Origin of the sequence: Acinetobacter sp. Ag2 (assembly GCF_001005515.1) — a bacterium.
Lineage (GTDB): Bacteria > Pseudomonadota > Gammaproteobacteria > Pseudomonadales > Moraxellaceae > Acinetobacter > Acinetobacter bereziniae.
On the sequence record NZ_LBNA01000042.1, the window covers coordinates 55,727 to 81,510 of the forward strand.

Consider the following 25,784-nt stretch of genomic DNA (forward strand, 5'->3'; position numbering starts at 1 on the left):
TGTTTTTTAGGCGATTCTAGGCGCGAAATACGAAATTTAGTCATTCTAAATAAGTAGTTCGGAACGAAGAAGCGGCAAAAAACACGCTAGTCCCGAAGGGTTGTGGCTAAAATTATCTCAGGCTACGTTATGAAACTTGAAAATAGTCTCGCTATTCTCTTTGTTTCATGCCTTGCCTGTTCAATTTTAACCTACAACGCAAGCCATTTATGAAATGTCTACAGACCCTAATAAAACCGAACGAAAAACAAATCAAAGTCGACTTCTTGCACAGTCACTTACATACTTTTGTAGGGAGTCCCTTGGATTGTGATGGAATCACGTTATATTCAAGATAACAAGAACTGGAGAGTGACAAATGGTTCAACAAATTGATGCTCCACTGCGTGAAGATGTACGCTTACTCGGAAATCTTTTAGGTGAAACCTTAAAAGAACATGCAGGACAAGATTTGTTTAATCAAATTGAACAGATTCGCGCTTTAGGCAAAGGCGCCCGTGATGGTCAAATTGAAGCAGAAAAACAACTTGAACAATTATTTTTAAATTTAAAAGATGATGAAATTCTGCCTCTGACCCGTGCATTCTCACACTTTCTGAATTTTGCCAATATCGCAGAACAATATCATGTGGTGCGTAGTCGTCGCCAAAGTGAATGTGATGAACATGCCCCATCACCCAATGTTCTCGATCATTTATTTAGCAAGTTTAAAGATCAGCAAATTTCGGCTGAAACGCTTTATCAGCAAATTTGTGAATTAAAAATTGAATTGGTACTCACCGCACATCCAACTGAGGTCAGTCGTCGTACTTTAATTCAAAAATATGATGGGATTAATCACTGTCTTTCAACATTTGATCAGCAAAAACTCACGCCTAAACAACGTGCTGAGGTGTTGACTGATTTAAAACAACTGATTTGTTCAGCATGGCAAACGGATGAGATTCGTCAACATCGTCCTACGCCGATTGATGAAGCAAAGTGGGGCTTCACCACTATTGAACAAACGCTGTGGAATGCAGTACCCAAATTTATCCGTGAGTTGGATGACCTTGTTCAAGGCAACTGTGCTCAAGCCTTACCTTTGGACATTTCACCGATTCGTTTTGCATCATGGATGGGAGGCGACCGTGATGGAAACCCGAATGTCACACATAACATTACACAAGAGGTTTTGTGGTTATCTCGCTGGAAAGCCGCTGATTTATATCTTCGTGATATAGAAGACTTGCGTTGGGAGCTTTCAATTGAGGCGTATTCCAATGAATTACATCAAGCTTTAGGCTATAGCCATCCAGAGCCATATCGTGAATATTTACGTGCTACACGTGAGCGCTTGAAAGCTACCCGTCAATGGTTGGCAGATAAATTACGTGGACAGCACTCGGACGTTGACCGCAGTTTAATCATTCGTCATAAAGATGAGTTATTACAGCCACTATTGCTTTGCTATCGTTCGCTCATGGCATGTAATTTGCCAGAAATTGCCAATGGGAAATTGCTCGACTTTATCTATCGTGTCAATTGTTTTGGAATTGAATTATTAAAGCTGGACATTCGTCAAGAATCAGGTCGTCACCGTCAAGCCATCTCCGCAATTACCGAATATCTTGGTTTGGGTAATTTTGAGACATGGACTGAACAAGCTCGCCAAAACTTCTTATTGCAAGAATTACAAAGCAAGCGTCCATTATTACCAAAACACTTAAATGAGCCTGCCAATAGCCTGATTGAACATCCTGATGTTCAAGAAGTCTTTGCTACGATGCGTACTTTGGCAGAGCAGCCTAAAGAAAGTTTAGGTGCTTATATCATTTCGATGGCTGAATATCCGAGTGATGTATTGGCGGTACTGTTACTTCAAAAAGAAGCGGGAATTGAACATCCCTTACGTGTAGTGCCATTATTTGAAACCTTGAAGGATTTAGATGGTGCTGCAAGTACCATGACGACCTTATTCAATATGCATTGGTATAAACAGCATATTCAAGGCAAACATGAGGTGATGATTGGTTACTCTGACTCTGCCAAAGATGCAGGCTTTATGTCGGCAAATTGGGCTCAGTATCGTGCCCAAGAAGAGTTAACTGCGATTGCAAAACAACACGGCGTACAATTGACCTTGTTCCATGGTCGTGGCGGCTCCATCAGTCGTGGTGGTGCGCCTACTCAACAGGCACTATTTTCTCAGCCACCTGGCTCAATTTCTGGTGCAATTCGAGTGACTGAACAAGGTGAAATGATCCGCTTTAAATTTGGTTTGGAAGAAATCGCCTTACAAAATTTAGAAATTTATGCTGCTGCGACATTAGAGGCAACCTTATTACCGCCACCTGTACCCAAACAAGCATGGCGAGATTTAATGCACAACATGACCGACTTGTCTGTTCAAGTGTATCGTCAGACCGTGCGTGAAAATCCTCATTTTGTAAAATATTTACGCACCGTTACCCCAGAACTTGAGTTACAAATGTTGCCGCTTGGCTCACGCCCTGCGAAGCGTAAAGTCAGTGGAGGAATTGAATCCTTACGTGCTATTCCTTGGGTTTTCGCTTGGACACAAATTCGTTTGATGCTTCCGGCTTGGTTGGGTACAGGGGCAGCCATCAATCAAGTGATTGATCAAGGTCAGAAAGCCGTTTTGGATGAAATGCTGTCTGAATGGCCTTATTTCCAAACCTTAATTGATATGCTGGAAATGGTGCTGTCCAAAGCGGACTCAAATATTGCCCTGTATTACGAATCTCATTTAACAGATGATGAAGATTTAAAAGTGCTCGGTGCTGAATTACGTCAACGTCTCCATGATGCTGTTCAAACACTTTTAGCCATGAAAGGCGAGTCAGCGCTTCTCAGTTCCAATGAAGTGCTTGATCAAGCAATGAAAGTACGCAAACCATATCTGTTGCCTTTACACTTATTGCAAGCTGAACTCATGAAACGTCGTCGTGCTTATTTGGCTGAATTTCAGGCTGAACATACCCCTGTAGATCATGCACTGATGGTGAGTATTGCTGGAATTGCGGCGGGTTTACGAAACACAGGTTAATTTACTGAACATCTCATCGCTTGTTACATCCCATTTAGGAGAATGGCATTTGTCATTCTCCTAAGTTTTTATAAAAATGCCAACTGATTCAAATATTTTAAGTGACCAATCACTTTTTTTAATCAATCAAAAAGCATCTAATTTTTTATTTTTTTTAATATTAAATTTTTTAATACTTTGATTTTACGCAGTAACATCGCTTAATTATTTGACCAAATGGTACAAAACAATCTTTTTCCCTAATAAATGCAAGCGTTTAGTTTGACTAAAATGATTAAAACTCTCGAAAAGAAAGCGTATGATGTGTCCAATTTGTCTTTCGAGTGCTCAATTTATGTCCAACTGGTTTCCCAAATGGCGTCCGTATTCTGGCAGCATTGATGCAAGACCTGTCGGTACCAATGAGTATTTACCTCCTGCACAAAGCATTGTTTTAGGGATTCAACATGCTTTCGCAATGTTTGGCGCAACTGTACTTGCACCTTTCTTAATGGGCTTTGACCCGAACTTGGCTATTTTGATGTCAGGGATCTGTACGATCCTATTTTTTATTGTAACGGGTGGTCGTGTCCCAAGTTACTTGGGTTCAAGCTTCGCCTTTATTGGTGTCGTCATCGCTGCAACAGGTTATGCTGCTTCTGGCACGGGTACACCAAATTTAAATATTGCTCATGCAGCAGGCGGTATTATGGCGTGTGGCGTGTTGTATGCAATCTTTGGTTTGATTGTGATGGCAACAGGGACCAAATGGATAGAAAAGCTGATGCCTCCTGTGGTTACAGGTGCTGTGGTCATGATTATCGGTTTAAACCTTGCACCAGTCACAGTAAAAGGGGTTGCAGGCAATGACTTTAATATGTGGATGGCGTTGGTGACTGTACTTTGTATGGGCTCAATTGCTGTATTCACAAAAGGTTTATTACAACGTTTACTGCTATTGGTTGGTTTATTGTTGGCTTATTTGATCTATTTCATTGTTGCCAATGTGATGGGGAATGGTACACCAATCAATTTTACCCCAATTCAACAAGCAGCTTGGTTTGGTACTCCCACATTCCACTCGCCTGTTTTTGATATCAATGCCATGTTGATCATTGCTCCGATCGCTTTAATTCTTGTTGCAGAAAACTTAGGTCATATCAAAGCTGTTAGTGCCATGACTGGAGAAAATTTAGACCCTCAAATTGGTAAAGCGTTTGTTGCTGATGGTATTGCAACCACACTTTCAGGTGGTGTGGGTGCTCCGGGCATGACCACTTACGGCGAAAATATTGGTGTGATGGCGGTCACCCGTGTTTATTCGACCATTATTTTTGTCATTGCGGGTGTTTTTGCCATTTTCTTAGGCTTTTCCCCAAAGTTTGGTGCAATTATCCATACTATCCCAACTGCGATTTTAACTGGTGCTTCGATTGTGGTGTTTGGTTTAATCACCATTGCGGGTGCAAAAATCTGGATTGAAAATAAAGTCGACTTTTCTAAAAATAAAAATCTGATGGTGGCTGCTGTGACCATTATTTTAGGTACAGGTGACTTTGCCCTTCAATTTGGTGATTTCAATCTCGGTGGTATTGGTACTGCAACCTTTGCGGCACTGATTCTCAACTGGTTCTTTAGTTTAAACGATAAATCAGAATAATTAATTGAAGATATTTAAAGCAGTCGAAAGGCTGCTTTTTTTATTTCTATTTTATATGACGACAGACCCACAAATAAATTTCTTGCACTTGATCCAAACAATCACGACTGAGTACATCAGGATTTTCCAGTTCTTTTAACAGATATTCAAACATTGGCTTTTGTTCTGAATATTTCTGGAGAGCTTGCAGTACAGTATTTTCTAAATTTACAGGCCATTGTTCGATCTCAAGCCATGTCAGTGGCAATAAGCGAATGATTCTTTTCAATACAGATTTTTTTAAATTGACGCTGTCTTGTAAGTCGAGCCGCGTAGTCGCCAACATCTCGAAATAATGTTGTATCTCTTGATCATATCCCTGATTGATCGCGAGAATCACACTTCGATCAATTTCAACATTTTCAAACTGTTTGGATAAATCCTCTCCATAAAGAGGATGGCAAAAGAATTTGATCCATGCTCCCCAACTTTTTCGATTGTTCTCGTTTAAAACATCTTGTAATACGCCAATATCAACATCAACTTTAGAAAAAAAGCTGGTTAAAGCCATAATATCCGACTTAATCTGCGAAATTTTTCGTTCCACATCATCGACTGGCTGAACAAAGACCACACATAAATCAAGATCAGACTGTCCAATAACAGCTGTGCCCTTTGCCACACTTCCATAGACATACACACTATGCAGTTCAGTCGGAAATTCGGTGCAAAAAACGTTTATCACTTGCATTAAAACAGGTTCAAATTCAGATTGAATCATGAGAGATGTCGATATAACGGAGTGATTGAATAGAAAATCATAAGATCTGATTTATATCAAACGGCTTAGCATTAAAAAAGCCGTACTGTTTTTTTTATATCCTGTACGGCTTGATTTTGCTAAAAAAACTAATTTTTTTATCTATTGCTATGTCTATGTCAGCTTTGCATTTTTAAGCTTGCTCTCGCTCCAACCATGCTTTTAAACAAGGTGAAAAAAACAAATTGCCTTGATAAATACCTTGTAAGGTTTTGACCATAACCATTAGCCAAAGCATCATGAGAATTGCAGCAAATGCTAAACCTGTATCGACAATAAAATTAACCTGTAACTGATGCCCTACATTCAATATCGCTAAAGTAAAGACGCCCAATGGAAAGGTTAATCCCCACCAACCTAAGTTAAAAGGTAATTCTGTCGCAGCGTGCTTCAATGTGGTTAAAACAGCTATTGCAAACCACCACACACCAAAACCCAGTAACATAAAACTTGCGACAATACCTGCGTTTTGAAAGAACACACCGAGGCTTTCTAAGTAGATCAAAGCCAAAACTTGAGGTGCTTGAGCACCTAAAACCAAGAGTGTCAATGCGCCAGTACCAATTGGTCCCAAAGCCAACCAACCTGTGATTGCCAATTCTTTGCTTGGTAATTTATGTAATGCCAGACGCAACATCAAAATCGTCAGGATCCCAAACGCTGGCAATACAGACATTCCCCACAGCATATAACTGGCGAATAAAATACCGATAGCTTGCTGACTCGCTTCCATATGCGCTAACAACAAACCACCTGAGGTTGCTGCAACCTCACAGGCGACAATCGGCAACAACCACATTGCAGTCATTGTGTGCAATTGATGCTCTTGTTTATGGAACATACAAAATGGTACAAGAATCCCAATCCCTACCGCCAAAATGACATCAACAAACCACAACAGTTGTGCGATTTGGATTGCAGCATCACCGTATATTGCAACGCCATATTTTAAAAAGCCATTTAAAATCGTTGCCAAACCCATTGGAATTGCACCTAAAAAAAGTGCCATCGCAGGATGGGAAAAGATCTGCTTCGCTTCTTGAGGATAAATCAGCCAGCGCAGAACATAGAGCGTCATAAATGTGATAAATACCAGTATGTTAAATTGCCACAGCAGGGTTGCCAATTGCCACAAAAAACCTTGAGCAAATGGAAATTCAGGTAAAATGAGTGCCACAACGCCTGTCCCCATGGTCATGGTGAACCAATTTGGCGTAAACTGTCGGATCACATCTCGTGTTTGTTCGAGTTGGTAAAATGGCTTTTTCATCGCTTCATCCTCATTTCAGCAGATAAATTGATTATAAAATCACTTATTAATAAATAAAATTGATTTATTTTCATAAAATGAATCAATTTAACTGATATAAAAAATTATTCTCAATATTTTTTTTCTGGATAAAAACACAACAACAAGACGAAACTGTGAGATTATGGCAATATATAGTCCTTTCAAATTTTAAGCTTATTTTGAAACCATGCAGCTGTTACGTCTAAATGCCTTAGCACCAAATTTCCAATTGCCCCAAACCGCAGTGACGATTGGCAATTTTGATGGTGTCCATTTGGGACATCAAGCCATGGTTTCGCAACTGAAAGACGTTGCAAAAACACACAACTTAAAAACCTTGGTGATGATCTTTGAGCCTCAACCTTTAGAGTTTTTCAAAGGTTATGAAGCGCCCTCTCGCATCTCTTCACTGAGAGAAAAAGTCGAATATCTCACTGAGTTGGGTGTCGACTATATTGCGATTGCCAAATTTGATAATCAATTTCGCAGTTTAAGTGCCGAAAACTTCGCTGATTTATTAAAAAACAAACTCAATGCTCAAAGCTTGATCTTGGGTGACGACTTTCATTTTGGTAAAGACCGTCAAGGAAATAGCGAATTTTTAAAACAATACGGTTTTGATGTCACGAATTTAAAAACGGTTGAGTTTAATGGTGAACGCGTGAGTTCAACTCGTATTCGCCAAGTGCTTCATGCAGGTGATCTCTCACTTGCTGCAAAATTATTGGGTCGTCCCTATAGCATGATTGGCCGTGTGCAATACGGTGATCAAATTGGTCGCACCTTAAACTTCCCCACCATTAATGTCCGTGTTGGGCGTCATAGACCTTGTTTAAGTGGTATCTATGGCGTAGAAGTGATTTGTGAAACGACCTCTTTAACAGAAAAGGTTAAAGCGGAATCCCCAGATAAAAAAGGCATCCTTGGCTATCACACCGATGCTTTATATGGTGCGGGTCATGTAGGCACACGCCCTGCAATTAAGCAAGAGCACCCAGAATGGCGATTAGAAGTACATTTTCCTGATGTTTCTGCTAATCTGTATGGTCTGTTGATGCGAGTCACTTTCCTCGACTATTTACATGGTGAATTAAATTACCCATCTCTTGAAGCGCTTCAGGCGGGGATTGATGATGATGTCGAACGATTGCTTGAGTTTCGTAAAAACACCCCCAAATTTCCTTTTTAAACTTAATTTTTTATTGTAAAACGCGTCAGCAATGGTGCTGATAATATTGGATGACAACTTGCATGAGCGATAAGCAAACTTCTGAAAATGCAGTGGATTATAAAGCCACGCTAAACCTACCAGGTACTGAATTTGCAATGAAAGCAAATCTCGCAGTACGTGAAGCAAAATGGTTAGAAGAGTGGTATGCCGACAACATTTATCAGCAGATTCGTGCTTCGCGTATTGGTAAGAAAAAATATATTTTGCATGATGGTCCTCCGTATGCAAATGGTTCATTGCATTTAGGTCATGTGGTCAATAAAGTCTTAAAAGATATTATTGTAAAAAGCCGTACTTTAGATGGTATGGATGCACCCTATGTTCCGGGCTGGGACTGTCATGGTTTGCCAATCGAATTAAAAGTTGAAGAAAAAGTCGGCAAAGTGGGCGTGAAAGTTGATGCTTCAACCTTCCGTAAAGCTTGTCGTGAATACGCTTATACTCAAGTCGAATTACAGAAAAAAGACTTCATCCGTATGGGTGTGTTTGGTGACTGGGATAATCCATACCTCACCATGAATTTTAAGCAAGAAGCCGACATTGTCCGTGCCTTGGGTGAAATCGCCAAAGCAGGTCATATTGAACCGGGTTTAAAACCTGTGAACTGGTGTATGGACTGTGGTTCTTCACTGGCTGAAGCAGAAGTTGAATACGAAGATAAAAAATCGGATGCAATTGATGTCGGCTTTGGTGTGGTCAGCCTGACTGACTTATCTGAAAAAATTGGACTGACTGTTACTCATCCAACCGATATCGTGATCTGGACCACAACACCTTGGACATTGCCTGCCAACCAGGCGGTGGCACTGCATGCTGAAATCGACTATCAATTGGTTGAAGTACAATCTGAACGTGGTACTCAAAACCTCATCTTAGCCAAAGATTTGGTTGAGTCTGCATGTGAACGTTACAAGCTTGAAAATCCAAAAGTATTGGCTGATTTTGTTGGTGCAAAACTTGAGAATTTACAACTACAACATCCATTGATTACTGATCGCCAAGTGCCTGTCATCTTAGGCGAGCATGTTATTGCGACCAGTGGTACTGGTGCTGTACATACAGCGCCTGGACATGGTGTAGACGACTATAAAGTAGGTCTAAGCTATAACTTAAAAGTAGAAAACCCTGTAGGTGGAAATGGTGTCTACTTACCAACCTCACCGCTTTTTGCTGGTGAACACATCTATAAGGCAAATCCAAAAATCATCGAGACTTTATCAAGTATCGGTAAATTATGGGCGCATCTGCCAATTAAGCACAGCTACCCACATTGCTGGCGTCATAAAACACCGATTATCTTCCGTGCAACGCCTCAATGGTTTATCAGCATGGATGCAAATGGTCTACGTCAAGATGCTTTAAATGCCATCGAAAATGACATCGGTTTTGTCCCTGATTGGGGTAAAAACCGGATCAAATCTATGATCGAAGGTCGCCCAGACTGGTGTATTTCTCGTCAGCGTACTTGGGGTGTGCCAATCCCATTCTTTGTACACAAAGATACCAATGAATTACACCCTCGTACTCCTGAATTAATTGAAGAAGTTGCAAAACTGATTGAAAAAGAAGGGATTGATGGTTGGTATAACCGTGAAGCCAAAGAATTTATCGGTGATGATGCTGAACAGTACAATGCAGTCCGTGATACTTTGGATGTCTGGTTCGACTCAGGCACAACCCATTATGCTGTGTTACGTGAACGTGCAGAACTTGAAGACCCAGCAGATCTATACCTTGAAGGCTCAGATCAACATCGTGGTTGGTTCCAGTCTTCATTGTTAACGTCGATTGCGATTCATAAACGTGCGCCTTATAAAGCGTTGTTGACCCATGGTTTCACAGTAGACGAAAAAGGTCGTAAATTATCAAAATCATTGGGTAACTTTATCCCGCTTGAAGACATCATCAAACAGTTAGGTGCAGATGGCTTACGTCTATATGTTGCTTCAAGTGACTATCGTTATGAAATTGCGGCAAGTAATGAAATCTTTAGCCGTGTAAGTGATAGCTATCGTCGTATTCGTAATACTTTGCGTTTCTTGTTGGCAAACTTAAATGGGTTTAAACCATCAACAGATGCCTTGCCAGTTGATCAATTGATTGCCCTTGATCAATACATCTTACAACGTGCAGCTGATGTACAGAAAACCATTCAACAAGCTTATGAAGATATGAATTTCCATGTAGTGACCAATGCTTTGACGAATTTCTGTATCAATGACTTGGGTGGATTCTATTTAGACATCATCAAAGACCGTCAATACACCACCAAGGCTGATTCAGCAGCTCGCCATTCAGCACAAACTGCGTTGTATCATTTGGTTCAAGCCTTTGTTCGTTGGATGAGCCCTATCTTGAGCTTTACTGCACAAGAAGCTTGGCCGTTGATTCCAGAACAAACTGAAAAATATGTATTTACTGCAAATTGGTATGATATTCCAGTTGCATCCAATAGCAACTTGATCTCTGAAGCGGATTGGCAGACTTTGATTGAAGTTAAATCTGCGGTCAATAAACAGATTGAAGCTGCGCGTAATGTGAAACTGATTGGTAGTAACCTGTCAGCTAAGGTTGAACTTTGGGCAAATGCGGATCTACAAAAAGTATTGAACCAATTGGGTGATGAACTTCGTTTTGTCTTAATTACCTCACAAGCCATTGTTTATGATTATGCTGAACAAGGTGAAGCAACGGATATTGAAGGCTTACGAGTTAAGGTTTCGGCGGCTGAAGGTGAGAAATGTGCACGTTGCTGGCATGTACTTCCAGATGTAAATACACATCTTGAACATCCAGGTCTATGTTCTCGTTGTATTATCAACCTTCCTACAGGTCAAGGCGAAGAGAGAAAATATGCCTAATCCGCAAAATAAAAAGGGCTTATTCCAGTTTTATCCTCATAATTTGATGTGGCTTGGACTGTCTGTCCTTGCCATTATCATTGACCAATGGACAAAAAACATTGCAAGTACACATTTGACTTATGCTCAGCCTGTACCTGTACTGCCTTTTTTGAACTGGACATTACTGCATAATTACGGCGCAGCATTTAGCTTCTTGTCCGATGCAGGTGGATGGCAACATTATTTATTTACGGGACTGGCGGGTATCGTCTCTATCGTCTTTATTTTTTGGCTGATGCGTATGCCAAAAACAACACTGATTTTACCTGCTGCAATCGCATTGATTCTTGGTGGTGCATTAGGCAATTTGATTGATCGTATGACACTGGGTTATGTGGTTGATTTTATTCATTTGCATTATCAAGGAAGTAGTTTTCCTGCATTCAATATTGCAGACAGTGCGATTACCCTCGGTACCATTTTATTGTTAATTGATACCTTCTTTTTAGAAAAGCATCGTATTCAACGTGCGGAAGCGCAAAATGACTGAACAAATTATTAATCCCAATGACGAAACACGTATTGCGGATGGATCAAAAGTAGAACTGCACTTTTCTGTTGCGATTGAAAGTGGTGTTGAAATTGATAATACCCGTAGCCGTGAAGAACCTGTCAGTTTAGTTATAGGTGATGGCAGCTTATTACCGGGGTTTGAAAAAGCCTTATTTGATCTGCGTGCTGGTGACCGTCGTACTGTCAGCTTACCTCCTGAAGATGCTTTCGGTCCGTGGAATCCTGAAAACGTACAAAAGTTTGATACGGTAAAATTCGAACAGCGTCCTGTAGAAGGACATATGATTGAGTTTGAAGATAAAGCCAAACAAAGCCTATTTGGTGTGGTTAAAACTGTAGGTGAAGACATCACCGAAGTCGATTTTAACCATCCACTTGCAGGTAAAAATATTACCTTTGAAGTTGAAATCTTCAAAGTTACCCCTGCGGGTCAGCAAGGTGTGAAAATCATGTAAGCCTTTGCTGATAGCAATATTAAAGCTCCATCTGGAGCTTTTTTATTGATACCCATACTGCGTTTTAAAAGCTCACGACAAAGCAAAATCCACAGCAGCTTGTGTATGGATCGATGTTGTATCAAATAGTGGAACAGAAAACGGAGTGTCTCCAATCAGCATACAAATTTCTGTACACCCCAAAATAATTCCTTCTGCACCCTCTAATATGAGTTGCTCAACAATTTGGATATATTTCTGACGAGATAGTTCATTAATCACGCCTAAACACAATTCATCATAAATAATATCGTGAACAATCTTTCGATGCGCTTGGTGAGGTATGAGTACATTGATGCCTTGCTGTTCCAACCGCTGCTTATAGAAATCTTGTTCCATGGTAAATCGAGTACCTAACAAACCGACTTTGCGAATGTTCTGATTTAAAATTTCTTTCGCTGTCGCATCCGCAATGTGAATGAAAGGAATAGAAATCGAGTGCTCAATATAGGACGCAACTTTATGCATGGTATTGGTACACAGTAAAATGCCCTCTGCCCCTGCTTGCTCCAACTGAACGGCCTTCTCTTTTAAATATATTCCTGCATCCTCCCATAAGCCTTGGCGCTGTAATATTTCGATTTCAGCAAAATCAACACTGATTAAAACGACTTTCGCAGAGTGTAATTTTCCTAATTTTTGTTGCACGCTTTTATTCAACTGTTGGTAGTATAAATCTGTAGACTCCCAACTCATCCCACCCAATAAACCAATCGTTTTCACTGTTTTTGCTCTCTAAGATTTTTTATCTATTCTAAGGTCTGTTGATATTTCATCAATGGATTGCGTTTTGGGCGAGGACAGAGCAAATAAAATAATGATCAATATAATTCAATGGAGGTCTTAAAGCACCTGTATTCACCATGACAATCATTTAAAATATCTCGACACTCTCATCCAATACGATCGTGATCACGCTATCATTGTTTCAATTAAAATCTCGCCTGATTGATTCCAGAAACAATCGCTACGATAGCGTATATTTGTATGATGATTCAGCTATACTTTCATCTTATTTCAGCCTTTCATGATTCGCATGCGCCTAGACTTCTTCGATTTGCAACTCTTTATCAATATCGTGGACACAGGAAGCCTGACCAAAGGTGCTGAACGTTCGTCTATTTCATTGCAAGCAGCAAGTGAACGCATTAAAAAACTTGAACAACACTATACAACTCGCCTTTTTACTCGCCACGCCTCAGGTGTCAAACTGACCATCGCAGGGCAAACTTTTGCAGAACAAGCTTTAAGGTTGATCCAACAAGCTAAACAGCTTGAACAAGCCATGTCACCCTATACACAGGGACTCAGTAACCATATGACCTTATGGTGTAATTCGTCTGCGCAAAGTGAATATTTACCGCTACTGTTACCTCAATATTTAGTTGAAAATCCACAGATCCAGATTGATCTACGAGAAGCAGAAAGCAATGAAATTATTCAAACAATTGAAAAAGGTAATGCGAAATTAGGCTTAATTTCAAGCTTTTTTAATCACCATCAGTTGCAAACACTCGAGTTTTCAGATGATCCATTGGTGCTGATTTGTCCAGCCAATCATGAGCTTGGGCAACAGCAACAACTCAAGTTGATTGATGCGATGAATTATCCATTTGTGGGTTTAATGCAATATCACTCACTCCAACAATCTATTGAAAATCAAGCAAAATTACTTAATTGTGCCATTCAGTATCGTTTGAGATTACCAAATTTTGCCGCAATTGCTCAGGTGGTCGCTAACGGCGTCGGGATTGCAATTATGCCAAAGCGTGCTGCAATCCGGTTAAATCAGCATTATCCATTTCATCAAATCGAATTGGTGGGCGAATGGGCAAAGCGCCAATTACAATTGGCTGCACAAAATTTTGATGAGCTTCCTACAGCCTACCAACATTTTGTGCAATTTTTAATTTCACAAAAAACTAAACTGATTTTGGATGAGATGCCTCAGCCTTAAATTGAACGAGTGCATGTTGAGCTCGGCAGCTCAAAAAGTCATTGGAAAAGACACTTACAGCACGCCAAATTGATGTAATACAGAATACAATCCAAAAATCACCAAACCACAAAAGAAAACTTTACGGAATTTTTGCTCTGGAATTCGATGACGAATTTTTGTCCCCACCCACATGCCGAGTAATGATGGAATCAACGCAATCAGTGATAATTTATAGTCAATCGGGGTATCTTCAACAGGATTCTGATGTAGGAAAACGGCAAGGCATATTGTTGAAACAGTAAAAGCTAAACCTAAAGACTGTACCAAATCATCACGCTTTAAATGCAAAGATTGCAAATAAGGTACAACTGGAATCACTACAACACCTGTTGCAACAGTCAAAGCACCGCCTAAATATCCAATGATTGGAGAAAGCCATTTTTCATGTGGAGCAAGATTTGGCATTCGCTTGGCAAATAAGCCGTAAAGCCCATACAAAGCCAACATTGCGCCTAACAGTGCCTCACTATGAAAGCTACCATGAGAATGCCCTAAGGTCGGGAAAATGCTCCAGATCGAGCCAACAATAATCCCCAATAACAAAGGATAAAAACGACACACCAATCGCCACACATTGCCCTCAGCAAATAATTGCCAAAAATTGGTGACCATTGAAGGAATAATCAGCAGTGTCGCAGCTTGGAATGGGCTGATGACTAAACTCAATAAACCCATCGATACCGCAGGTAAACCTAGCCCAATCGTTCCCTTAATCATCCCTGCAATTGCAAACACACCTATGACAAATCCCATCATGTCGCTATACCTCTCTATGCTGAGGTCATGCTACGCCAATCTGTAGATTTGAAATATCACTGTTTTTAGGATAGAGCCTCAATTAAATATTGAGGCTCTATCCTCACGGACAGACTTTTTCTCAGACAAAGAATTTACGATCATTTTACGTTACTGCTCAACCCAAGCTTTCTATACTTTTTCCATCCCATTTTGGATGTATTGACCATGAATATGCCGATTGCCAGTTCTACAAAAATTTTCCCCACAGCATTATTATGTGAGCATCAGGACAACAATGATTTTTATCTCGAAACGCAACGATACTTAGAAAGTTATCCAGAAACACGTTTTATTGATATTTGCTTACATGATTTGAATGGGCATATTCGTGGGAAACGTATTGAGGTGAATGCACTCCACTCACTGTACAAAGGTTGTTATTTCCCACTGTCGATTTATGCAATGAATTTAAATGGTCAGGTGGTGGAAGAAAGCGGTTTAGGCAAATATATCGGAGAGCCTGACCGCTTATGTATACCCGTTTTAGGCAGTTTAAAACCTTGTGCAGATCAGCCCACCCAACATGCTCAACTGTTATTAAGTATGCAGTCGGATGATGGCTCAGACTGTATGTTAGAACCGCGTAATCTACTCAAAAAAATCTTAACTACACTGCACCAAATGCATTACTTTCCTGTCATGGCAGGTGAAATCGAGTTTTATTTATCAAATCAACAACAAGATAATCAAGCCCATCAAACCCAATGTTTCGATGTAGATACACCACATGATTTTCATCGTATTCTTCAACACATTGAGCTTGAAGCAAAGCGCCAAAATATCGAGCTCACCGCAATTGTGGCTGAAAGTGCTTCTGGACAATTTGAACTGAATATTCAGCATAGCCACAATATTTTAAAACTCTGTGATGAGATCATGGCAATTAAACGCATGATTCGACAAATTGCTGTAGAGCACCATTTGCAAGCCAGTTTTATGGCAAAACCGAATATGTCCAAAGCAGGCAGTGGTATGCACTTTCATATGAGTCTACTCAACCAATGGCAAGAAAATATCTTTCAATTAGATGCAGCTAAAAAACCGAACCTGATCATGCAAAAAGTCATTGCAGGTTTAATTGATTTGATGCCTGCATCCATGGCGATTTTGGCACCCAATGTCAATTCCTTTCGAAGATTCCAATTTGGGCATCATGTACCGCTACAAGCAAATTGGGGATTGAATAATCGTAATGTTGCCATTCGCATCCCCTGTGCAGATCAAGACAATCAACGGCTTGAATATCGTGTTGCAGGGGCAGATGTCAATCCATATCTTTGTGTCGCAACCCTATTGGTCGGTATACTCCATGGGCTACATACCCCACTCGACTTACCCAAACCTAGCCCACAATTGCAGGGCATCGATACACCACATTTCTTACCGACCCATCAGCTTGAAGCATTGCAGTTGTTCGAAAAAAATGCTGTTTTTAAACAATATTTTGGTACAGAGTTCATGCAGTTGTGGTGTGCATGTAAAAGATTTGAATATCAAACCGTGATCAATAAAATTACCCAAACAGAGCTAGATTGGGGAATTTAATTACACACTCTAAAGAATATTGCCTTGCTTAGATCCATTAATTTTTTTGGATATTGATTCATAAAAAAATCCCTTTTTAAAAAAGGGATTTTTTTCAAATATACTGAAAAGTTAAAATGAATCCAGATTTTCTATGATTATTTACAGACTGATTGAAAGAAAGCCAAATTGATTTCATCATCATCCACCGTGCTAGGATCAGAAGCTTGATCATCTCGGTTAATCAATTCACCATTTTTTAAGTAATCTTCGACTAAACTAATGCTGGTCGTGCGCTCTACACAATGGTCTAAATTATGCGATAAAGTATAGTCACCTTTTTTCATTTCGAGCTCTTCATTATCGGCATCAGCAACAAACTTTGCCCAATAATCGACTGTTTTGCCTTTTTTCACGAGGCGATCCGTATCTAAATAAAAGCTTCCATCTGGATCTTTAATAATTAATTTCCAATTTTCCGCAAGTGCATACTGACTCAACATTGTTGTTATGCAGATTAAAATAATTTTTTTCATACCGTTCTCTAAAGTAAAATAAATGATGAAATATAAAACTTAAAATTCTTGCACAATTATGGGCGAATTTCTTTTAATTCTCGCTGAATAAAATGCTGAATCATTTCCCGATAAAGCATTTCGATCAAATCAGGATTCGTTCCAACATCAATGGCTTTTTGACGTACTTTATTAATCACCTGCTGTACACGTTCTGGTGACTGTACATCTTCCGCTGTACGTTTAAATCGAACCGCTTGATCCACATAATATTGGCGTGCTGCAATTAATTCAATCAATTCTTGATCCAAGTGATCAATTCGATCACGGACTTGTTCTAAAGATTCACACTTCTCTTTTTTGATCATTGGTTTTTTCTACATCCTGTGCTTCGCTCATGTGTTGAGCTCGTTCTAACGCATTTTCAGTTTTATATTTATGTTCTAACACATTACTAAAAATACTTTCAATCATCCAAACGCGATATAGACTATTAAATACGTAACGCTTTCCTTCAATACGCAATTCTAAAACTGGAAAATCGGGCTGATGCTTTTCAGCGCATTGCTGATCATTCACTTTTAATAAAGCTTCAACGTCAATCTCTGTTAATTTTTCGATTGCTAAGTCTTGCTGGATTTGCTGCAAGTGAGGTTTAAAGGACAAATCACGCCCTTTGGTCCACACAGCTTGCAATATGTCATACATGACATCTACGCGCTGTTCTTCGGGCACACTGTAATATAGCCGTGCCATATTTAAAGTGCTTTCAGCCGTTGGACGACAAAATGGTGTAAATTTCACTTCAGAACGCTTGGAAAGACGTGTTGCCAAACTCCAGTCAAAAGCATCTCGACCGTGATAGCTCAACGGATACAAATTCAATTGAATATTATAATAATTAGCAAGTTCTTCTTTAATATAAGCCAGCAATAACCAGCTGATTGGGTCTTCTAAAGCAATATATAAATCGAGTTCTGGGTGCATGGACTGGATTTCAGCAAGCTCTTCTGCATCACTCATCAAATGCTCACGCCATTCGATGTGATTGATTAAGAAAATCGGATTACCCGTCAATAATTTTTGTTGTTTTAGACGGCGAGTCAAACGCAATAAATCATCCACCGCATGATACTTTCGCCCACCAAATTCAAAATAGCTTTCTAAAATAGGGGTATGATTAAAAATGCGTTCAGGGAAATTTTGTGGTTTTTGGTGCTGACTCGCCATAACAAACAACGTTCGTAATTTTCCATACTGTTGTTGCCACAGCATATGAAAGACGTCTTCGAGTAAATAAAGAAAGTTCTGACCTGTAAGCGGTGTATTTCTCAGAATGATTTCTGCTTGTTTTAATGCTTCTGGAGAGGGTTGTTCTGGTTTTTCATCATCATAACTAAAACGGTGTTGGTTGGCTAAGATTTTGGCATCTTCTAAACAATAATTGCGCCATTCTTCTACCGTCATCCCATTGGGGGGTTCTGCCGATGTATTGGAAATAATCACCTTCAAGGGTTTTAAATCATCAGCTAAAATATCATCCAATTGCGTTAATTGTTGTACCGCAAGATAACTATACACATCATCTAAACGCAGATAGATACTCAGCCCTTGTTCCGTAGATAACACCTCTTGGCGAACCGGTTTTTGGTAAAACCAACTCGATCGGATTGGATCAAACCAACGGCGTAGCAGTGACATGGGAAGAGCCTCAAAATAAGCACTAAATAAATGAGAGAAAACTGACTGAAACTCGCTCAAGCATACCATTCATTCAATGAAGATGCTGAAAAAATTGATGCTGATCAGTCATAAGCAAATTTATAACAATTCGGTTCTGAATGATCAATATCCCAAAACCTGATAAAATTTAAACCATTAGGTCAATCCAATAAAAAAGCACCCATTTATGGATGCTTTTTAGCTCAAACTAATGATCTATTTTATTTTAGCGCTTAGATTTCACGCACTGCACCTTTTGAAGCGCTGGTGGTATGCATAGCATAAGCTTTCAAGGCTTTTGAAATCTTGCGCGGACGTTGCTCAGCAGGCTGCCACCCTTTTTCATCTTGAAGCTTACGTCGAGCAGCTAAGGTCGCCTCATCCACAGCAAGATTGATGGTACGATTTGGAATATCAATTTCAATCAAATCACCATCTTCAACCAATCCAATCACACCACCTTCAGCAGCTTCAGGTGATACATGACCAATTGAAAGGCCAGAAGAACCTCCAGAGAAACGTCCATCTGTCAGTAAAGCACATTCTTTACCTAAGCCTTTTGATTTTAAATAACTGGTCGGATAAAGCATTTCCTGCATACCCGGTCCACCACGTGGTCCTTCATAACGGATCACAACCACATCACCAGCCTTAATTTCATGTCCTAAAATTGAATCTACTGCAGCATCTTGGCTTTCAAATACTCGTGCAGTTCCATTAAATTTTAAAATTGAATCATCAACACCTGCTGTTTTAACAATACACCCATCTACAGCAATGTTGCCATACAATACTGCCAAGCCACCATCTTTAGAGAAAGCATGTTCAGCATTACGAATCACACCTGTTTCACGATTGCCATCCAAAGTCTGGTAATAGCGATTTTGTGAGAATGCTGTTTGAGTTGGAACACCACCTGGCGCTGAGCGGAAGAACTCATATACCACTGGGTCTTCTGTACGAATAATATCCCATTTATCCAATGCATCTTTTAAGGTGTGCTCATGCACAGTGTGTACCGATGTATCTAATAAACCTGCACGATCCAATTCACCGAGAATGGACATGATGCCACCGGCACGATGCACATCTTCCATATGCACATCCTGCTTTGCAGGAGCAACTTTACATAATACAGGCACTTTACGCGATAAACGATCAATGTCATCCATGGTAAAGTCAACACCTGCTTCACTGGCAGCAGCCAATAAATGCAATACGGTATTGGTTGAACCACCCATCGCAATATCGAGCGTCATGGCATTTTCATAAGATGCTTTGGTTGCGATCGAACGTGGTAATACCGTGTAATCATCTTGTTCATAATGGCGTTTTGCCAATTCAACAACCAATTGACCTGCTTTTTCGAATAGTTTCTTACGGTTAGCATGCGTTGCTAATGTTGAACCATTTCCTGGTAACGACAACCCCAATGCTTCTGTCAAACAGTTCATCGAATTTGCTGTGAACATACCTGAACATGAACCACATGTTGGGCATGCTGAACGCTCGTATTCTTTTACTTCTTCATCTGTAAAATTATCATCGGCTGCAACCACCATCGCATCAACTAAGTCAATTGCACGTTCTGTACCACGGATTTTAACTTTACCCGCTTCCATTGGTCCACCCGACACAAACACCACTGGAATGTTTAAGCGCATCGCTGCCATTAACATCCCTGGGGTAATTTTGTCACAGTTTGAAATACACACCATGGCATCTGCGCAGTGTGCATTGACCATATATTCGACAGAGTCTGCAATCAAATCACGTGAAGGCAATGAATACAGCATGCCATCATGCCCCATTGCGATACCATCATCCACGGCAATGGTATTAAATTCTTTTGCCACACCACCAGCTGCTTGGATTTGTTCCGCAACCAGTTGACCTAAATCTTTAAGGTGGACATGACCAGGCACAAACTGGGTAAATGAGTTGACTACCGCAATAATCGGCTTACCGAAATCTTCATCTTTCATTCCTGTTGCACGCCATAAGCCACGTGCACCAGCCATATTTCTTCCATGTGTCGATGTTTTTGAACGATAGTCAGGCATTTGTATTTCCAACATTGTTTGAGCTTGAAATGAATCAGATTCACTCTGGCTAAATAAAACTGATATAGCAATAAATCAGTCGAAATATGTACACATCATACTATAAGTTAACGTAGAACCAATGACCTTGAGTATGATCTTTTTTTAAACAAGACGTGTTTACTTATATTTCAACAGGGTTTAGAGATAAATGAATATTGATATTTAATATAACGCTAACACGCCAGATTAGACACAAAACTTCTATGAATAATTTTTTATTTTTTAATAAATAATATTTATCATTTAACAATAATCACTAAATTTAATTTTATAAAAGATCTCTATTCATAGAAGCTCAAATATTGATAATCGAAATATCATTACTTTTTTATCAAATGCTTGTGCCAGAAAGGTAAACCCCAAGCCAATCATTAACACAACTGTTTTTTCATCATTTGCGTACTTTATTGTTTTAAATTAATTGGAAATTTTTGCAATCTCATCAGCTCCTTGATTTTTTAATCAACACCTGCTCAAAAAACAAAAAACGATAATGTGGAACACATATCGTTTTTTGTTTGGATTATCCAAAATTAGATTGAATAAATAAGACTTACCACGTGATATTCACACGACGGTTAGGTGCTAGACATTCAACCAGTTGGATCTTTTTATTGATCCCTGCGCACTTTTGGTACACATCTGTTTTATTTTCAGCACTGTACTGAATTTGCTCGCCACGAATGCCTTGTTGCTTCAAGAGTTCAACGACTGTATTCGCTCTTTGGGCAGATAAACGTTGGTTATACTGAAATGATCCTAAACGATCAGTATATCCAGCCACAAAAACAGGGCTATTCGCATCAGATTGTTTAATCTGATCTGCGATTTTACGAATCACTTCAGCGTTCTTTACACCATTTTTATCCGCATGATCAAAATAAAACAAAACACTTGCAGACTGCCCACCAGGTGCTAGAGTCGTTTGCTCAGTCTCAGACTGATTATTAATCCCCCAAGCCATTAAGCCTTGGCATTGTTCACCTTTCCAATATAGATTGTCTGAACGGTATTGCTTATCAAAATCTATGCGTAATTGGCAACGCTTATATTGGTTTGAGTTAGGCTCACGAATATCCAATACATAATTCCATGTCTTAACCGCAAAAAGACCTTCAGAGAATTGAGGATTTCCCAAAATATGGCGAATCTGATCTTTGGTTAATCCCTTGTCTAAACGTGCGACATCGTCATATTCATAACGGTTCACTTGTTTTAAATAGCTGTCTTTGATTTCAGGAAAATGGATTTCTTGCGTATTTGCACTTTCGACTTCAGCAGCATGGCTCAATGACATCACAAGACCGCTGAATACACCAAACATAATTTTTTTGTTAAATGCTTTCATTTTTTCTCTCTTAAAAAATTTTCGAAGAAAAAGGAAGACCCGAAGATCTTCCCTGTCGAGTGAATTAGTCAATCACACCACTGATACCGATACGAACACTTGCATCGCCTTGAGACGCTGCAGCTACACCGCCTGTAATCGACCAACGACCATTGTCTGCAGTTTTACGTAAAGTCACACCTACCGCATTTTCACCACCGTGGTAAGCTGCGCCTGCTGCATAGGTATATTTACCTGGGACATATGGTGCTGATTCCAGAGCCATCGCAGCGGCAATACCAGCATTGGCTTTTTTCTCTACATCATCAATACGGTTGTTGGTAATACGGAATGCGTTATCCAACTTGTTACTGACATTGTCAATTTTGCTATTCAATGCTTGATCTGCTTGGTTTAATGCATCAATTGCGCCACCAACATTGTTGTATTTCGAGTCACCTACCGTATAACTTGGAGCTGTGAAGCTACCTGTAATGTTGTCATAACCTGCTCCTCCACCAAGATAATTGACTACCGCTTGGTTGGTTGTATTCAATTGACTACCATTGACAGCATCTTTAGATGTTGCATTCACTGCACCTTCTTTAACACCTGTCACTACTCGGTTGCCATCTGTTCCAGCGACATTCACCGTTGTACCGCCAGTATCTTTTGCAACCGTCACTGGTGCATCTTTACCTGCTTGTTGAACCAAACCAACAGTACCGTTGTTAATATCATTTTTGATATTGCTAATATCAGTTGTGTTCTGATCTACTTGTTGTTGAACATTCCACAATTGACCGCCATTCACAGCATCTTTAGAACCTTGTGCAACCGTACCATCTTTCACATTGGTGATCGTTGTACCAGTTGTCCCACCACCAAGTGTGATTTTATCTTTTGATGCATCGTCATATTTAACAGCGTTGTTGGCAAGCTCATTAACATTGTTATTCACATTGTTAATTGCGCTGTCCAATTGTCCTTTGTTGACTGCATCTGTTGCATTTACTGCATTCGCAACATTTTGAATGGTTTTATTGCCTGCATTGATGCCTGCCAAAGTAACACTTGGTCCACCACTAATGGTTAATCCAGTGTTGTTCAATACAACTGCGTTATTGCCAATTGTAATACCTGCATTATTCAGAACCGTATCACCCGCTTTGACAGAATCAACTGTCAAGTCTTTTGCTGTTGATACTTCATAGTTGTCTGAACCATCTGCATTTTTGCTCTTGCTGACAACAATATTCTGACCATTAGAAACAGTCGATTTAGATGTTGTTGCCGCAGTATTAATTGCGTTATCAAGCGCAGTTAATGCATCACCAACATTGGTCTGATTACCTTGAGCAACATTATAAGTTGGTCCTGTAATCGTACCGTCTGCATTTACTTTAGCGTTACCACCCAAACTGTTCACCAATGTAGTTTGAGTCGTTACAACTTGGTTACCCACCGCTTTTAACTGTGCAACGTTCACAGCATCTGAATCTACGCTACCCGCAGCAACACCGGTAATTTGACGATAAATACCGCTCGACGCATCACCAACTGCAACAGCACCAGTGCTTGACGTAGTTTTAGTGATCGCGGCTTTATCTGCATTTGTTGCTACAGATAAGGCATAGCCTGCCTCACCAGCACCTGTCGTTGCAGCTGAACCGTTACCCAATACTACTGAACCAGCAACAGTTTTGGTGACATTGTTTCCAAGTACGAAAGTGTCATCTGTAAGTACTTGGTTGTTATTACCCACAGAGTAGCTGTTTGCACCATTTACAATAGTTGGATCACCAATCGCACCCGAATGATCACCAGTGACTTTATTGCCTGTACCAATACTGATCGATTGATTGCCTAAAGCTTCTGCACCAGAACCAATTGCAATTGATTGTTTACCATTGACTTTGGTGTTATGACCTAAAGCAACTGAACTATCTGCACCATTCGCAACAATCGCATTTACACCAATTGCTGTAGAGTTTAAACCACCTGCACTTGAGTCATTTGTTGTACCCAAATCACCTTTTGATGTATCGGCATTGGTATGGAAGAATTTAATACCATCAGTATTCATCTTCTGTACCGTTTGACCAATCGTTAGGCGATCTGTGGTTTCTTGACCTTGTTTGTCATACGTTAAGAACAATGAATCTTGGTTCTTATTGTCAGGTTTGGTATTTACAACTTGGTCAATAATATTCACCTTGTTGCCATTACCATCCACAACTTCCGTGATATTACTGGTAATCACTGCTTTCAACTGTTCTTCAGTCGCAGCTCTACCTTTGGTCGCAAAATCAGTTGAATTTAGATCTTTATTGCTCAAACCTTGGATCGTGTCATTTGCCTTATCAACAACAACATTACCTACAGTTACTTTGTCAAAGTTAACGTCTTTCGCTGTCGCAACTTCATAGTTTGTTGAGCCATCTGCATTGGTACCCGATGTAACGACAACATTATCCCCAGCACTTACCGTGGTTTTCGCTTTAGTCGCTGAATCTTTAATACTGCTGATTGCACCATCAATCGTGTTTGAACCTGTACCACCAATATTGGTCGTTGTGATTGCACCAGTCGTTACATCTCTGGTAGTTGAACCACCAATTGCATTCTTCACGCTGTTTGCAATATCGTATAATTGGCTACCATTGATGGCATCAGTAGATGTTGAGGTCACAGCACCCGCTTTAACATTTCTGATTATTGTGCCATTTGTACCTGCTAAAGTGACATTGTTATAGTTCACACTGCCATCAGCATTTTTGTCGTACTTCACTGCAAACTTGTCAGTTTCACCTTGCGCTGCATTTAACGTGTTGATCGCTTGGTTAATGCTGGTTTCTGTGTTGCCACTGCCATCTTTAACTGTCAACGCTGTGTTATCTACACCTGCAATGGTATTGCCTGAACCATCTTTAACCGAAATACCATCTTTACCAATCACAGTTGAACCATTGGTGCCATTGGTTCCATCGTTCACGGTAATGCCAGTTAAGTTGTTGAGGTTTTTATTTAACTCAATCGCAACCTGACCGCCTGCAACTTTCGTGGTGATGTTGCTGTCGGCACCGACAACTTCAACTGCTTCGCCTAATTTTTTGTTAACGGTGTTGCCATCTGCTGCTTTTAAACCAAAGCCTGTATTGGTAAGACCTGTACTTAAGCTATCCAATTGACCTTTGTTTACTGCATCACTTGCATTGACACCATTCGCAACATTACTAATTTTAGTTCCGCCACTGGTCACAACACTATTACCTGCTGTGTCAGTTCCGATCGTTGCTGCAGTACCGTTACCATTGCCTGCAGTAATACTGTTGTAGTTGGTACTACCATCCGTATTTTTGTCGTACTTCACTGCAAACTTGTCAGTTTCACCTTGCGCTGCCTTTAACGTGTTGATCGCTTGGTTCATGCTGGTTTCTGTGTTGCCACTGCCATCTTTAACTGTCAACGCTGTGTTATCTACACCTGCAATGGTATTGCCTGAACCATCTTTAACCGAAATACCATCTTTACCAATCACAGTTGAACCATTGGTGCCATTGGTTCCATCGTTCACGGTAATGCCAGTTAAGTTGTTGAGGTTTTTATTTAACTCAATCGCAACCTGACCGCCTGCAACTTTCGTGGTGATGTTGCTGTCGGCACCGACAACTTCAACTGCTTCGCCTAATTTTTTGTGAACGGTGTTGCCATCTGCTGCTTTTAAACCAAAGCCTGTATTGGTAAGACCTGTACTTAAGCTATCCAATTGACCTTTGTTTACTGCATCACTTGCATTGACACCATTCGCAACATTACTAATTTTAGTTCCGCCACTGGTCACAACACTATTACCTGCTGTGTCAGTGCCGATC

At 40.1% G+C, this 25,784-nt stretch carries 17 protein-coding genes and 1 pseudogene; 8 read left to right on the forward strand and 10 right to left on the reverse strand.

What is annotated here, in order from left to right; all coding sequences use genetic code 11:
• Window positions 1–358 precede the first annotated feature (358 nt).
• Together ppc and AAV97_RS07260 are read left to right on the forward strand one after the other, a co-directional pair.
• On the forward strand, window positions 359–3,049 hold the full coding sequence (gene ppc / locus AAV97_RS07255; RefSeq protein WP_046760225.1) for a phosphoenolpyruvate carboxylase: 2,691 nt from the start codon (window positions 359–361) through the stop codon (window positions 3,047–3,049).
• Between the two features lie 334 nt (window positions 3,050–3,383).
• A complete protein-coding gene (locus tag AAV97_RS07260) occupies window positions 3,384–4,688 on the forward strand; it encodes a solute carrier family 23 protein (RefSeq protein WP_004825782.1) in 1,305 nt (434 codons plus the stop codon).
• 46 nt (window positions 4,689–4,734) lie between these two features.
• Here the strand turns inward: AAV97_RS07260 and AAV97_RS07265 are convergent, their stop codons facing one another.
• Both AAV97_RS07265 and AAV97_RS07270 read right to left on the reverse strand, forming a co-directional pair.
• The gene (locus tag AAV97_RS07265; protein WP_042087755.1) at window positions 4,735–5,448 is read right to left on the reverse strand and encodes a nucleotidyltransferase domain-containing protein; all 714 of its coding nucleotides are present in this window, start codon (window positions 5,446–5,448) and stop codon (window positions 4,735–4,737) included.
• A 172-nt stretch (window positions 5,449–5,620) separates the two neighbouring features.
• Entirely contained in the window at window positions 5,621–6,757 is a 1,137-nt protein-coding gene (locus tag AAV97_RS07270) for a TDT family transporter (protein ID WP_046760226.1), read from the reverse strand.
• A 208-nt stretch (window positions 6,758–6,965) separates the two neighbouring features.
• On the opposite strand from AAV97_RS07270, the gene ribF reads away from it, so the two are divergent.
• From ribF to AAV97_RS07290, 4 genes are all read left to right on the forward strand, one after another.
• Window positions 6,966–7,967: a riboflavin biosynthesis protein RibF gene (gene ribF, locus AAV97_RS07275; RefSeq protein ID WP_009585409.1), complete on the forward strand. Its 1,002-nt coding sequence runs from the start codon at window positions 6,966–6,968 to the stop codon at window positions 7,965–7,967.
• 62 nt (window positions 7,968–8,029) lie between these two features.
• Window positions 8,030–10,870 carry an isoleucine--tRNA ligase gene (ileS, locus tag AAV97_RS07280; RefSeq protein WP_004825775.1) on the forward strand — a complete coding sequence of 947 codons (2,841 nt, stop codon included), beginning with the start codon at window positions 8,030–8,032 and terminating at the stop codon, window positions 10,868–10,870.
• On the forward strand, window positions 10,863–11,402 hold the full coding sequence (lspA, locus tag AAV97_RS07285) for a signal peptidase II (RefSeq protein WP_004825774.1): 540 nt from the start codon (window positions 10,863–10,865) through the stop codon (window positions 11,400–11,402). Before ileS ends, lspA begins: the two co-directional genes overlap by 8 nt.
• Entirely contained in the window at window positions 11,395–11,880 is a 486-nt protein-coding gene (locus AAV97_RS07290) for an FKBP-type peptidyl-prolyl cis-trans isomerase (protein ID WP_046760227.1), read from the forward strand. The genes lspA and AAV97_RS07290 overlap by 8 nt, the downstream gene beginning before the upstream one ends.
• 72 nt (window positions 11,881–11,952) lie before the next feature.
• On the opposite strand, the gene AAV97_RS07295 is transcribed toward AAV97_RS07290, so the two are convergent.
• A complete protein-coding gene (locus AAV97_RS07295) occupies window positions 11,953–12,642 on the reverse strand; it encodes an aspartate/glutamate racemase family protein (RefSeq protein WP_005034947.1) in 690 nt (229 codons plus the stop codon).
• A 313-nt stretch (window positions 12,643–12,955) separates the two neighbouring features.
• On the opposite strand from AAV97_RS07295, the gene AAV97_RS07300 reads away from it, so the two are divergent.
• Entirely contained in the window at window positions 12,956–13,876 is a 921-nt protein-coding gene (locus AAV97_RS07300; RefSeq protein WP_046760230.1) for a LysR family transcriptional regulator, read from the forward strand.
• Window positions 13,877–13,930: 54 nt separating this feature from the next.
• On the opposite strand, the gene AAV97_RS07305 is transcribed toward AAV97_RS07300, so the two are convergent.
• A complete protein-coding gene (locus AAV97_RS07305; protein WP_004825767.1) occupies window positions 13,931–14,674 on the reverse strand; it encodes a sulfite exporter TauE/SafE family protein in 744 nt (247 codons plus the stop codon).
• Window positions 14,675–14,881: 207 nt separating this feature from the next.
• Here AAV97_RS07305 and AAV97_RS07310 point away from each other — a divergent pair, with 207 nt between their 5' ends.
• The gene (locus AAV97_RS07310; protein ID WP_046760228.1) at window positions 14,882–16,261 is read left to right on the forward strand and encodes a glutamine synthetase family protein; all 1,380 of its coding nucleotides are present in this window, start codon (window positions 14,882–14,884) and stop codon (window positions 16,259–16,261) included.
• Between the two features lie 137 nt (window positions 16,262–16,398).
• On the opposite strand, the gene AAV97_RS07315 is transcribed toward AAV97_RS07310, so the two are convergent.
• The 6 genes and pseudogenes from AAV97_RS07315 to ataA all read right to left on the reverse strand — a co-directional run.
• Window positions 16,399–16,776 carry a surface-adhesin E family protein gene (locus tag AAV97_RS07315; RefSeq protein ID WP_005034942.1) on the reverse strand — a complete coding sequence of 126 codons (378 nt, stop codon included), beginning with the start codon at window positions 16,774–16,776 and terminating at the stop codon, window positions 16,399–16,401.
• Between the two features lie 56 nt (window positions 16,777–16,832).
• Window positions 16,833–17,123 (reverse strand): chorismate mutase, encoded by a 291-nt coding sequence (locus AAV97_RS07320; protein ID WP_004825764.1) that lies wholly within the window; start codon window positions 17,121–17,123, stop codon window positions 16,833–16,835.
• Window positions 17,101–18,456 (reverse strand): hypothetical protein, encoded by a 1,356-nt coding sequence (locus AAV97_RS07325; RefSeq protein ID WP_046760229.1) that lies wholly within the window; start codon window positions 18,454–18,456, stop codon window positions 17,101–17,103. Before AAV97_RS07325 ends, AAV97_RS07320 begins: the two co-directional genes overlap by 23 nt.
• Before the next feature lie 254 nt (window positions 18,457–18,710).
• Entirely contained in the window at window positions 18,711–20,540 is a 1,830-nt protein-coding gene (gene ilvD / locus AAV97_RS07330; protein ID WP_004825762.1) for a dihydroxy-acid dehydratase, read from the reverse strand.
• A gap of 595 nt (window positions 20,541–21,135) precedes the next feature.
• Window positions 21,136–21,930 (reverse strand): trimeric autotransporter adhesin/peptidogylcan-associated protein TpgA, encoded by a 795-nt coding sequence (tpgA, locus tag AAV97_RS07335; protein ID WP_009585404.1) that lies wholly within the window; start codon window positions 21,928–21,930, stop codon window positions 21,136–21,138.
• Window positions 21,931–21,994: 64 nt separating this feature from the next.
• Window positions 21,995–25,784: pseudogene (gene ataA, locus AAV97_RS07340) on the reverse strand (trimeric autotransporter adhesin AtaA); the annotation flags it as partial.